Source organism: Dactylosporangium sp. CA-139066 (assembly GCF_050936175.1).
In the GTDB taxonomy this organism is placed as follows: Bacteria; Actinomycetota; Actinomycetes; order Mycobacteriales; family Micromonosporaceae; genus Dactylosporangium.
On the sequence record NZ_JBNJNH010000002.1, the window covers coordinates 288,119 to 299,917 of the forward strand.

The following is an 11,799-nucleotide window of genomic DNA, read 5'->3' on the forward strand; positions in this document are numbered from 1 at the left end:
GTGCGACCCATGCGACACGTCGGAAGCCTGATCGCGGGGATGTTGATCGCCCCCCTCGCGTGGCTGCTGATCGCCATAGGTCAGCAGAAGTCTTCGGTAACGGTGGCTACATGGGTCGGACGCGGCGCCTTCGACTCCGTCGACCTGCTGCAGCCCGCCGCGTACCTGCTGGGCGCCGGCCTCCTCCTCGGCCTGATCGCCACCCTGCGCATCTCCCCCGTCGGCCCGATCGTCGCCGGCCTGGCGATGCTGGGCACGTACGTGAGCCTCTTCGTCGACCCGCTCTCCCTCTTCAACAGCCTCAAGCCGATCAAGATGGGCAGCCTCGAGGCCGACCTGCGAATCCCGGTCGTCAACGGCACCACCGCCGTGCTCGGCCTGGCCCTGCTGGTCGCCGCCGCGAGCGTGAAGCGCTGGCGGGCCTGGCCCGCCGGGGTGGCCCTGGCGCCGGCCGGGCCCGAGACGCCGGACATTCACGAGTACCCGCTGGGCCAGGGGCCGTCCGCCCCTCCGCCGGTGGCCGCCCGGCCGCCGTACGGCGCGACGCCGCCCGGCGCCACCACCGTCTTCCCCGCGGGCGGGGCCACCTCGGTGCTGCCGTCCGCGGCCGGCTACCCGGGGCCGGGCAGCGACGAGACGCAGCCGGTGCGCGCGCCGGGCGTCGGCGGCGGCTACCCGTCGTACGCGCCCCCGCCGCCCGCGGCCGTTTCCGGTCCGCCGTCGCCGGTTGTGTCGGGACCGCCGGCCGGCGCCGTTTCGGGGGCGCCCGCCTTCCCGGTTTCCACGCCGCCGGCATCGGCGGTCTCCGCGCCCCCGGTCGTCTCCGGTCCCCCGGCCGTCCCCGGTCCCCCGGCCGTCCCTGGCCCGCCGGTCTCTGGGCCACCGGCGGGGGTCGCGGGTCCGACCTGGTTGACGCCCGATTCGGCTCCGCCGCCGCCCGCTGCCGTCCCGCCGCCGCCTCCGGCGTGGGGCGCCCCTTCGAGTGAGCTGCCGATGCGGCCGCCGACGGCGCCGGTGTCGTCTCCTCCGCCGTACGGGGGTGGGCAGCCGCCGATCGCCCCGCCCGCATCCCCGCCCCCGCTCCCGCCCCCGGCCGCGCCGGCTCCCGGCGAGGGAACGGCCCCGGGAGCCATCGCGTACAGCCGCGGGGCGACCACGCCGCCCCCGGTCTCGGCCCCGCCGGTTTCCCCGCCCCCGGTCTCGGCCCCGCCGGTTTCCCCGCCCCCGGTCTCGGCCCCGCCGGTTTCCCCGCCCCCGGTCTCGGCCCCGCCGGTTTCTCCACCGCCGGTGTCGAGCGACCTGGGGCCGTCCGGCTCTTGGCCGGTCATTCCCGCGCCCGGCGGCAAGGCGGACGCGGTCGACGAGGACGCCACCCGGCCGCTGTCGGCGGGCGGCGCGACCGGGTCGCCGGCCGAGATGCCGAGCGGGCTGCCTTCGCGGGCCGCCCGCGGTCCGGTGCCCGACGAGCAGTCGATCCTCGACGGGCCCTCGTTCGACGGGTTCGCCGTGCCGGCGCGTTCCGGCCGGGAGGACATCCGGCCCGGGCAGGACGACGAGACCGAGGCGTTCCATCCGGGGCGGCAGGCGCCCGTACCGACGCGTCCGCGGCACGCGGCGACCGGGGAAAACCCCGCCGCCCCGGCCGGGGTCGAGGACGGGCCGCGCAGCCGCTTCCAGCCGATGGCGCCGACCGAGGAGGCGACCACCGTCCTGTCGGCCCCGCCCGCCGCCGGGCCGGAAGGCGCGTTCAAGCCCGCGCCGGCGTTCGGGGTGACCGGGTCCGGGCCCGCCGTACCGGGCGGGGAGGGCGAGCCGACCACCCACATCCAGGCGCCGGTCGCCGATCCCGAGGCGACCGCCAACTTCGGCTTCGGGCCGGCCGAGCCCGGCGGCAAGGCGGCGGCGGACGCGCCCGACGAGGCCGCGGACCCCGACGCCACCCGGCCGCTCGATGCGCAGCCGCGCCGCGACGGCCCGTCCAACTCGCCGTGGTCCCAGCCGCCGCGCGGCCAGGGCTGACGCTCGACGACGAACGGCCCCGTCGCCCGCTGTGGCGACGGGGCCGTTCGCGCGAACGGGCCCGGCTCAGCGGTGGCCGCCGGACTCGCCGAGGTACTCGGCGAACGTGCGCCGGCCGGCCGTGTACGGCGGGCGCGGCAGCAGCGCGCCCCGGCTGACCTTCGACATGCCCGGGACCCACAGCGGCAGGACCCAGCGGCGGCGGGACGTCGAGCGCAGATAGTCCCGCACCGCGGCGACGAAGATGCTGGCCAGCCGGGCCCGGCGGCGGGTACAGGGGCCGCCGCGGGACCCGGTCGCCGGCGGCACCGGCCGCAACGACGTGGTCGCGGCGTTCCTCGCGGCGGCCCGGGCCGGGGACTTCGACGGGCTGCTGGCGCTACTTGCGCCCGGGGCCGAGCTGCGGCCGGACGCGGCGACCCTCGCCACGGGCGTGTTCCGGGCCGAGACGGGGGCGGGGCGCATCGCGCGCGTTCACCGGGCGGGCCCGCGGTGCGCAGCCGGCGATGGTGAACGGGGCGGCGGCCTGGGCGTGGGCGCCGGGCGGCGTCGTGTACGGCATCTTCCTGTTCACCGTGGACGCCGGCCTCATCACGGCGATCGACATCGTCGGCGACCCGGCGAGCATCGCCGCGCTGCGGATCGAGCTGCCGCCGCTGTAGGGCGCCGGCTCTCACGCCGCGCCGCCATCGAGGCGGCGCTCGTGGCCGGGCGCGCCGCTGCAGGTTTTGCGGCGATCGGGTGCAAGCGAGCTGGAAGCGCCAGCTCTCACGCCCCCTCCGCCATCGAGGCGGCGTTCGCCGCCGGGCGCGCCGCCGCAGGTCTTGAGGGGGTCCGGGTGGAGCGTGCTCCCCCGGCGCGAGCGAAGCGAGCTGGAAACACAGCGCCGCCTCTTTAAGGTTCCCGACCCTTACATTTAATAGTGTTAACTGATAGCGTCCCTGCTCATCGATCCATCGATGGGCAGGAGGTCCCGTGAGATCTCGTCGTCGCAAATTCGCCCTGGTCCTCGGCGCGGTCGCGGCCGTCGTGACGGCGCTGGCTCTCGCGCCCGTGCTCGGCGCCCAGGCGGCCACCAACGCGGCCGCCGCCGCGTGTTCGGCCCCGAACTGGGCCGAGGGCAACACGTACACGGCCGGGCAGCAGGTGACCTACAACGGGCACACGTACCAGGCGCTGGTGACCCACACCGCCTATGTGGGCGCCGGTTGGAACCCGGCGGCAACGCCGTCGCTGTGGAAGGACCTCGGCGCCTGCACGGGCGGAGGCGGCACTAGCACCCCGACCGCCTCGCCGTCGCCGTCGCGCACGTCATCGCCCTCGCCGTCGGCTTCCCCGAGCCGGTCGCCCTCCAGTTCGCCGTCGAGCTCGCCGACCGGCGGCGCCTGCGGCGTCAAGTCCCGGCCGGCCGGCAAGGTCCTGCAGGGCTACTGGGAGAACTGGGACGGCGCCTCCAACGGCGTGCACCCGGGCCTCGGCAGGATCCCGATCACCGACTCGCGGATCGGCCAGCACGGGTACAACGTCGTCAACCTGGCCTTCCCGGTCATCCGCTCGGACGGGACCGTGCTGTGGGAGAACGGCATGGACTCGGGCGTCAAGGTGCCGACCCCGGCCGAGATGTGCCAGGCCAAGGCGAGCGGCCTGACGCTGCTGATGTCGATCGGCGGCGCCGCCGCGGGCATCGACCTGAGCTCGTCGACCGTCGCGGACCGGTTCGTGTCCACGATCGTGCCGATCCTCAAGGCCAACAACTTCGACGGCATCGACATCGACATCGAGACCGGGCTGTCGGGCAGCGGCAGCATCAGCACGCTGTCGACGTCGCAGGCCAACCTCATCCGCATCATCGACGGCGTGCTCGCGCAGATGCCGTCGAACTTCGGCCTCACCATGGCGCCGGAGACGGCGTACGTGACCGGCGGCAGCGTGACCTATGGTTCGATCTGGGGCGCCTACCTGCCGATCATCAAGAAGTACGTCGACAACGGCCGCCTGTGGTGGCTGAACATGCAGTACTACAACGGCAGCATGTACGGCTGCTCCGGTGACTCGTACTCGGCCGGCACGGTCCAGGGCTTCACGGTCCAGACCAACTGCCTCAACTCCGGCCTGACGATCCAGGGCACCACGATCCGGGTCCCGTACGACAAGCAGGTCCCCGGCCTGCCCGCCCAGTCCGGCGCCGGCGGCGGCTACATGGCCCCGTCGCTGGTCTCGCAGTCCTGGAACGGCGTGTCGGGCCAGATCAAGGGCCTGATGGACTGGTCGATCAACTGGGACGGCTCGAAGGGCTGGACCTTCGGCGACAACGTGAAGTCGCTCGAAGGCCGCTGACCGCGAACGAACGGACAAGGGGCCGAGCATGCCGCTCGGCCCCTTGTCCGTGCCCGCCGATCCGGCAACCCGCGCATAACCGAAAAATCCGATATGTCCGTCACGAAGTGGCGGACATATCGGCAGGTCGGCCTACGCCGCGGGTGACAGCGCAAACAGTGTCGGCGGCGCGAACCGTGTCGGCAGGCCGGGCTACGCCGCGGATGACAGCGCCGACGGCGGCGCGAGCAGCGTCGGCAGCTCGGCGGGGTCGAGCGGGCGGTGCAGGTGGTAGCCCTGGCCGAGGGTGCAGCCCAGCCGGCGTACCGCATCGAGCTGGGCCTGGTTCTCGATCCCCTCGGCCACGACCCGCAGCCCGAGGATGTGGCCCAGCTCCATGATCGTCGACACCAGCGCGAGGTCGCGGCCGGTGAGCTCGGCGCGGGCGATGAAGGCGCGGTCCACCTTGAGCTCGTCGACCGGCAGCTCGCGCAGGTACGCCAGGGACGAGTACCCGGTGCCGAAGTCGTCGATCGCCAGCTGTACGCCGAGCGCGCGGAGGTCGGCCAGTGCGGCGACGGCGGTGCGGGGGTCGCTCAGCAGCACCGACTCGGTGAGCTCGAGCGTGACCGCGCCGGTGGGGAGGCCGGCCGCGGCCAGGGCGCGGGTCACCTGGCCGGCGAAGCCGGGGCGGACCAGCTCGTGGCCGGAGACGTTGACGTTGAGCCGCAGGTCGGGCCGGCGCCGCCGCCACACCGCGACCTGGCGGGCGGCGGTGGCCAGCACCCACTGGCCGATGTCGGCGATCAGCCCGGACTCCTCGGCGATCGGCAGGAACTCGGCCGGCGCGACCGTGCCGCGCGCGGGCGAGTGCCATCGCAGCAGGGCCTCGACGCCGACCAGCGCCCCGGCCGGGTCTTCGGTGTCCAGGCGGAGCAGCGGCTGGTACTGCAGGCCGAACTCGCCGGCCGCGAGCGCCCGCTGCAGGTCGCCGCGCAGCGAGAGGTAGTCGAGCGCGGCCGCGCGCATCGCGGGCTCGTAGACCACGACGCGGCCGGGACCGTCCTTCTTCGCGCGGTACATCGCCAGGTCCGCGCTGTTGAGCAGCTCCTCCGGCGCGCTGCCGGCGTCGCCCGGGAGTGCGGCGCCGACGCTCGCCCCGATGTACACGTTGCGGCCGAGCAGCCGGAACGGCTCGCGCACGGCGGCGATGACGCGCTCGCCGGCCGCGACGACGGCGTCCGGGTCGACGTCGGACAGCAGGACCGCGAACTCGTCGCCGCCGAGGCGGGCGACCGCGTCGGCGGCGCGGACGCAGCCGCGGATGCGGCCGGCGACGGCGGCGAGCAGCTGGTCGCCGGCGTCGTGGCCGAGGCTGTCGTTGACCGCCTTGAACCGGTCCAGGTCGATGAAGAGCACGCTCGATCCGGGGCGCTCGCGGAAGATCCGCAGGAACAGGGCCCGGTTGGGCAGGCCGGTGACGGGGTCGCGGTGGGCCTGCTGCACCTGCTCGACCGTCCGCGCGTCGGTGAGCGCGAGGCCGACCTGCTGCGCGAACGCGGCGAGTTGCTCGGCGTGGTGCCCGGCCGCGCCGTCGAAGCGGGCGACGAGGCTCCCGGCCGCCTCGCCGGTGACCTGCACGGGCGCGCCGACGACGCTGCCGCCCGGCACGTCGCGCACGCACAGCGCGCCGGCCGTCATGGCCTCGCGGGCCAGGGCGCAGTGCCGCTCGTCGCGCGGGACGCCGGGCGTGGAGACCGAGGCGATGCGGGGGCCGGGGTCGGTGAGGATCAGCATCACGTACGCCCCGCCGAGCAGCTCCGCGGCGCCGGTCGTGACGGCGTCGAGGATCTCCTGCAGCGGGCGGCGGCTGGTGATGTACCGCTGGATGGTCAGCAGTGTCTCGACCAAGCGGGCCTCGCGCTCGCGCTCGGCCCGCACGGTGCGCTCGGCGGCCAGCGCCCGGATGCTGCGCACGGCGGCGCCGAGCATCTGCGCCATGCCCTGCAGCATCTGCCGCTCCTCGGGCGCGAACGGCTCGTCGAGCCGGCCCAGGATCAGCGCGCCGGCCAGACCGGCGGCGAGCTGGCTGGGCACGGCATGGATGGCGCCGAGACCGGCGACCTGCACGACCCCGCCGGCCGCGGGCAGCGCGAGCAGCGGCGGCGCGGGCGCGGCCGCGCCGAAGCCCCACGCGCCGTGCAGGCCGCCGTCGAGCGCCACGACGCCGACCTCGGCCTCGACGACCTCGGCCGCCCGCTCGACGGCGAGCGCGATCGCCTCGGGCTCGCCGGGGGCGTTGTTGACGGCGGCGAAGTACTCGGTCAACTGCTGCGTCGACCAGTTGGCCACGAGCGTCCCCCTCAGGCCAGCGCGAGGGCGACCAGGGTCAGCTGATGCATGCCGGACGCGCCGCGCACGCGGGCGATCTCGCCCATCGTGTAGAAGCCGGCGAACGGCACGTCGCCGAGGGCGGCGCGCATCGCGGCGACCTCTTCGGCGATGCCGTCCTCGCCGAGGTGGATCTTGCGGCCGCCGCAGTCGAACGCCAGCACGCCGAGGGGGTCGGCGCCGCCGAGGGCCGAGACCGCCTCGTCGAGGGCGACGCCGGCGCCGGCCACGAGCTCGTCGCGCTCGCTCTCCATCAGCCAGACGAGGGCGCCCTGGGGGATTTCCGCGGTACCGAAGACGGATCGCTCCTGATCGTCGCCGGCGTGCAGGGAACGGATGTCCTCGCCGCTACGCCGGGACAGCCCGAGCGGTCGCAGGTTGACGCCGTCCGCGAAGAGGTCCCGCGCGGTGCCCGACACGCCACAGCGGCGCATGAGCACGTCGAGGGCGGGCTCGCCGTCGAACTCGTAGATGCGCCCGTTCGCGCTGCGGGTGACGATCAGCGGGGGCTCGGTGCGCCGCCAGCCGTGCGCGATGCCGATGCCGATCGGGCGGTCGGAGCCGATCGCGACGCCGACGACGCTGTTGGTGAGCACCTCGTCGCCGAAGAGCTGGCGGGCGTCCGCGGTCAGGCCGCCGACGAGCGGGACGGCCGCGCCGACGACCGAGTACGCGCCGCGGACGATCTCGTGCGGGCCGATCGCGGTGCCGTCGCAGAGCAGCAGCAGCGCGGTGTGCGGGGCGTCGACCTCGGCCATGACCCGGGCCGCCTCCGCGCCCGCGGCCCGGGAGCCCAGCTCGGCGATGCCGGCCGCGTGCGCGCGGACCGTGAAGCCGGGGCCGCCGAGGGCCGCGACGGCCACCCCGTGCTGCGTCGCGCCGGCCGGGGAGAGCTCGCCGAAGCCCGTACCGCCGACGACGACCGCGCCCGGGCCCGCCTCCGCGCGGACCGCCGCGAGCACCGCGGCCGGATCGTGGCCGCCGGAGCAGAAGACGAAGACCGCGGCGGCGGGGCGTCCGGCGATCGCCGCGGCCGCGGCCTCGGAGCCGGCCTTCGCCGAGTCGGCGGCCGTGCTGTGGCCCGCGGCAAACCAGCGCTCAGGGGTGCTCGACATGGCCCTGCTATCGGCACGATCCGCGGCGAGCTGAGCGGTTGCACGCGCGTCCGGCCGGAGACGGAGCCGGCCCGGGAGCCCGAACTGGCCCCCGAGCCGGCCTGACCCCGGATCCGGCGCTCAGGCCTGGGCCGCCTGGGCCTGGGCCGCGGTCTCGGCCTCGGCCTCGTGCCGCGCGCCCCGGGCCTGGGCGGCCTTCGCGAAGCGGACGGTCCACAGCGTGAGCAGCACCATCGTCGCGATGAACAGCACCGTCGAGGTGGTGACCGCGGCCGACGTGGACAGCGCCAGCACCAGCGGGATGCGCACGATCGCGTCGAAGAGCAGGCCGGTGCCCCACACCGCCGACATGGTCCGGAAGACGCGCCGGAACTGCGGCAGGTCGCGCCACTTCTGCTCGAACTCTGCGGCGCGGTCCGCGTCGCCCTCCTGCATGCGCAGGGCGGCGTGGTAGATCAGCGGGCGGCCGACGAAGCAGGAGACGACGAAGGCCAGGCCGGCGATGCCGGTGCCGAAGGACTCCTTGATGAGCAGGAACTTCGGGCTGCCGGTCAGGAACGACAGGCCCAGGCCGACCAGGAACACGCCGAGCATCACGGCCGCGAACAGGTCGAACTTGCGCGTCCGGGCGGCGACCCAGAGGACCCGGACGGCCGCCACGAGCGAGCCGGCCAGCAGCGCGACGTAGTCGCTGGCGCCGAGCCAGTGCGCGACGAAGTACGCGGCCAGGGACAGGCCCACGTCCCACAGCAGGGACTTGAGGATGGCCAGGAAACCGACGTTCTTGCTCATCGAGCGTCTCCGATCCAGCGACCGTGGAACCCCGCCGGCACCCGGCGCGGGAGGTGAACAGTGGCGACGGGGCCGGCGGCCACGTCGGTAGCGTCGTGCACGAGCAGCCGGGACGCGACGGCGGGCTGGTCATGCGTGGCGATCGACACCAGCCAGCCCTCGTCCTCCGCCGGTTGCGCGCCGGACTCCGGCTCGATCGGCACGAACACGGCCTCGCCGAGGTGCCAGCCCTCGCCGAGCGAGTCGGTCCGGGCCGGGCCGCCCGCCTCGTCGAACTTGACCAGGGTGTCGCCGTGGACCGCGTAGAGGTAGCGGTTGGCCCGGCCGGTCCGCGCGTCGTTCAGCGTCGGGAACTCGACGGCCCGGTCGTCGCGCTCCTCCTCGGCCACGGCGCCGGTGGCCGGGTCGAGGGTCCAGCGGTACAGGCGGGTGGTGGCGGGCGCGTCCCCCTCGGCCGCGCCGCCAATCCCCGCCCACGTGCGCATCCAGGCCGGACGGCTGTAGCGCACGGCGTCGAGGACGACCCGCCCGGCCGCGTCCTCGCGGGCGTTGCCGACGTGGAAGACGTAACAGGGTTCGACCTCGAACCACTGAACAGATGCGCCGGACTTCGGCATGACGCCGATCCGGGCGCCGTAGGTGTCGCTCCAGCGGTACGGCATGGTCTTGCCCAGCAGCTCCCGGTCGAAAACCACGGGCAGGTCGAGCCAGACGACGTGGTGCTCGGTGATGGCGAAGTCGTGCATCATCGTCGGCCCCGCCACCGCGACCTCGCGGCTCTCGACGAGCCGGCCGCCGGCGTCCAGCCGGTGGTACGTCAGGAACGGCGCCACCGCGCCGTAGCCGAAGAAGTGCAGGTCCCCCGTGTCCCGGTCCTCCTTCGGGTGGGCGGTCATCGCCGTGGTGAGCCGGCCGCCGAAGTCGCAGGGGCCGAGCACGCCGAGGTCGCGGTCGATCTCGACCGGCGGCGCGTTCTCCACCAGCGCGAAGAGCCGGCCCGCGTGGTCCAGCACGGAGGTGTTCGGCTCCACCCAGCGGTTGCGGTACCACTCGGCGCGCCCGTCGCGCAGCCGCACGCCGTGGATCATGCCGTGGCCCATGAACCAGTGCGGGGCGACGTCGCCCGGTCGCGGGTTGGGGCCGTTGCGGAAGTACCGCCCGGTGAGCTCGAACGGAAGAGCGCCGTCGACCGCAAGGTCTCGGGCATCGATCTCGTCCGGCACCGGGGTGGTGAAGCCGGGCTTGTCGTCATCCATATGACGAGACTGACATGTCATCCACGACATGTCAACACCGTCATGACGAACTCGACATGTCACTTACGGCAGGTTAAGCTTCTTGCATGTCCCTGCGTCACGCCCTGTTGGGGCTGCTCGCCGACCGGCCGCAAACCGGCTACGACCTGACGAAGCGCGTCGAGGAGACGCTGGCCGGCTACGCCTGGAACGCGGGCCACAGCCAGATCTACCCGGAGCTCAAGCGCATGACGGCCGACGGCCTCGCCGAGGTCGTCGACGAGGGTTCGCGCGGCAGCAAGGTGTACGGCGTGACGGAGGCCGGCCGCGCGGAGCTGCGCCGCTGGATGTTCAGCCCGCTCGGCGAGGCGCCCGCGCGCAACGAGTTCGTGCTCCGGCTGTTCATGCTCTCCTCGCTCGACCTGCCCGACGTGCGCGTGCTGGCCGAGCAGATGGCCGCGGCCAGCGACCGGCAGGCCGTCGAGCTCGGGCACACCATCAAGGAGATCGAGGACGCGACGCCGGCGGGCCAGCCGCACGGCTATGCCCGCTTCGCCGCCGAGTTCGGCCGGCGCTGGTTCGAGATGCAGCGCGACTGGGCCCGCTGGCTGCTTGAGCAGCTCGAGCAGGCCCATCGCGACACCGAGTAGGTAGCGGTGGCCCGGGCGCGCCACCGCTACCTGCCGCCGTTCACGCTCGACGCGCGCGGCCGGGGTTGAGGACGAAGGCCGCGTAGGGCAGCGTGACCCGCCGCGCCATGCGGTAGAAGGGCGGCGGGCTGCTGGTCACCAGCTCCTTGTAGAGCACGGCCGCCCGGCCCTTCAGGAAGAACCGCTTCGGCGAGTCGTCGGGGTGGGTGAACTGGATGACCGCGTCGCGGCGGCCCAGCGAGACCGGCTGGTGGAAGTAGCCGAAGCGGAACGGCTTCACCGGGCGGCCGCGCCGGCGGCGGGCGATGGCGTCGGCGGCGGTACGCGCCGGTGGGGATGCCGCTCTGGCAGGTGCCGTGGATGGTGCCCCAGGCCTGGCGGATCGCCGCCGAGTCGCCGACGGCGTAGATGTCCGGGTGCGACACCGATCGCAGCGTGTCGTCGACCACCACGCGGCCCTTCTCGTCGACGGCCAGGCCGGCCTCGCGGGCCAGCGGGCGGGCCGAGAAGCCGGTGGTCCACAGCACCGCGGCGGCCGGCACGACCTCGCCGCCGGCCAGCTCGACGCCGTCGGGCCGGACCCTGGCCACCGCCACGCCCGCGCGGACGCGCACGCCGAGGCGCTCCAGGGCCCGGCCGAGGTACTCCCGCGCCGGAGCGGACATCATCGGCCCGGGCTCCTCGCGGCCGAGCAGCACGACCTCGCCGCCCGGGTGCCGCTCGGCGATCTCGCCGGCCGCCTCGACGCCGGTCAGGCCGGCGCCGACGACGGCAACGGTCCCGCCGGGCTCGGCCGCCAGCCTCTCGGCCAGGCGCGCCGCGGTGTGCGGGCTGTCCAGGGTGAACGCGTGAGCGTCGGCGCCGGGCACGGTGACGGTGTCGGCGACGCTGCCGAGGGCGATGACGGCCACGTCGTAGCCGATCTCGCGCTCGGCGCCGTCCGCCGCGACGACGGAAATCGTCCGGCGCGCGGGGTCGAGCCGCTCGGCCCGGCCCTCGACGAACTCGATGCCGGAGCCGGCGATGAGGTGCGGGATGGGGCGGTCGGCAAGGCGCTGGCCGCTCGCGATCTGGTGCATGCGCAGCCGCTCGGTGAACCGGCTCGACGGGTTGACCAGGGTCACCCGGCCGCCGAGCCGGCGGGTGCGCCGGGCGGCGCCGAGGGCCGCCATCAGGCCGGTGTAGCCGGCGCCCAGAACGACGATCTGGAAGGTCTTCATGCCCACCAGGACGGGGCCGGGCCGCCGGGCGTGAGCCGCCGCCTGCGTGGCGGCGGTCACA

The 11,799-nt window shown here is 74.7% G+C and carries 10 protein-coding genes; 4 read left to right on the top strand and 6 right to left on the bottom strand.

Annotated elements, in window-relative coordinates; all coding sequences use genetic code 11:
- Nucleotides 1–9: 9 nt before the first annotated feature.
- A complete protein-coding gene (locus ACQEVU_RS45855; RefSeq protein WP_433335908.1) occupies nt 10–2,019 on the top strand; it encodes a hypothetical protein in 2,010 nt (669 codons plus the stop codon).
- A gap of 66 nt (nt 2,020–2,085) precedes the next feature.
- On the opposite strand, the gene ACQEVU_RS45860 is transcribed toward ACQEVU_RS45855, so the two are convergent.
- Entirely contained in the window at nt 2,086–2,448 is a 363-nt protein-coding gene (locus ACQEVU_RS45860; protein WP_433335910.1) for a hypothetical protein, read from the bottom strand.
- 77 nt (nt 2,449–2,525) lie between these two features.
- Here ACQEVU_RS45860 and ACQEVU_RS45865 point away from each other — a divergent pair, with 77 nt between their 5' ends.
- Entirely contained in the window at nt 2,526–2,681 is a 156-nt protein-coding gene (locus tag ACQEVU_RS45865) for a hypothetical protein (protein WP_433335912.1), read from the top strand.
- 313 nt (nt 2,682–2,994) lie between these two features.
- A complete protein-coding gene (locus tag ACQEVU_RS45870; RefSeq protein ID WP_433335914.1) occupies nt 2,995–4,356 on the top strand; it encodes a carbohydrate-binding protein in 1,362 nt (453 codons plus the stop codon).
- Nucleotides 4,357–4,548: 192 nt separating this feature from the next.
- Here the strand turns inward: ACQEVU_RS45870 and ACQEVU_RS45875 are convergent, their stop codons facing one another.
- From ACQEVU_RS45875 to ACQEVU_RS45890, 4 genes are all read right to left on the bottom strand, one after another.
- Nucleotides 4,549–6,687 (bottom strand): putative bifunctional diguanylate cyclase/phosphodiesterase, encoded by a 2,139-nt coding sequence (locus ACQEVU_RS45875; protein WP_433335916.1) that lies wholly within the window; start codon nt 6,685–6,687, stop codon nt 4,549–4,551.
- 11 nt (nt 6,688–6,698) lie between these two features.
- A complete protein-coding gene (locus tag ACQEVU_RS45880) occupies nt 6,699–7,841 on the bottom strand; it encodes an FIST signal transduction protein (RefSeq protein ID WP_433335918.1) in 1,143 nt (380 codons plus the stop codon).
- Nucleotides 7,842–7,961: 120 nt separating this feature from the next.
- Nucleotides 7,962–8,633 carry a VC0807 family protein gene (locus ACQEVU_RS45885; protein WP_433335920.1) on the bottom strand — a complete coding sequence of 224 codons (672 nt, stop codon included), beginning with the start codon at nt 8,631–8,633 and terminating at the stop codon, nt 7,962–7,964.
- Nucleotides 8,630–9,889, bottom strand: a complete 1,260-nt coding sequence (locus ACQEVU_RS45890; RefSeq protein ID WP_433335922.1) for a carotenoid oxygenase family protein — start codon at nt 9,887–9,889, stop codon at nt 8,630–8,632. The genes ACQEVU_RS45885 and ACQEVU_RS45890 overlap by 4 nt, the downstream gene beginning before the upstream one ends.
- 86 nt (nt 9,890–9,975) lie before the next feature.
- On the opposite strand from ACQEVU_RS45890, the gene ACQEVU_RS45895 reads away from it, so the two are divergent.
- Nucleotides 9,976–10,518 (top strand): PadR family transcriptional regulator, encoded by a 543-nt coding sequence (locus ACQEVU_RS45895; RefSeq protein WP_433335924.1) that lies wholly within the window; start codon nt 9,976–9,978, stop codon nt 10,516–10,518.
- 26 nt (nt 10,519–10,544) lie between these two features.
- Here the strand turns inward: ACQEVU_RS45895 and ACQEVU_RS45900 are convergent, their stop codons facing one another.
- Nucleotides 10,545–11,798 carry an NAD(P)/FAD-dependent oxidoreductase gene (locus tag ACQEVU_RS45900; protein WP_433335926.1) on the bottom strand — a complete coding sequence of 418 codons (1,254 nt, stop codon included), beginning with the start codon at nt 11,796–11,798 and terminating at the stop codon, nt 10,545–10,547.
- Nucleotide 11,799: the final 1 nt, after the last annotated feature.

Coding starts and splice junctions, on each gene's coding strand:
- ACQEVU_RS45855 (WP_433335908.1), top strand. CDS start 10: ATGCGACACGTCGGAAGCCTGATCGCGGGGATGTTGATCGCCCCCCTC.
- ACQEVU_RS45865 (WP_433335912.1), top strand. CDS start 2,526: ATGGTGAACGGGGCGGCGGCCTGGGCGTGGGCGCCGGGCGGCGTCGTG.
- ACQEVU_RS45880 (WP_433335918.1), bottom strand. CDS start 7,841: ATGTCGAGCACCCCTGAGCGCTGGTTTGCCGCGGGCCACAGCACGGCC.
- ACQEVU_RS45885 (WP_433335920.1), bottom strand. CDS start 8,633: ATGAGCAAGAACGTCGGTTTCCTGGCCATCCTCAAGTCCCTGCTGTGG.
- ACQEVU_RS45890 (WP_433335922.1), bottom strand. CDS start 9,889: ATGGATGACGACAAGCCCGGCTTCACCACCCCGGTGCCGGACGAGATC.
- ACQEVU_RS45895 (WP_433335924.1), top strand. CDS start 9,976: ATGTCCCTGCGTCACGCCCTGTTGGGGCTGCTCGCCGACCGGCCGCAA.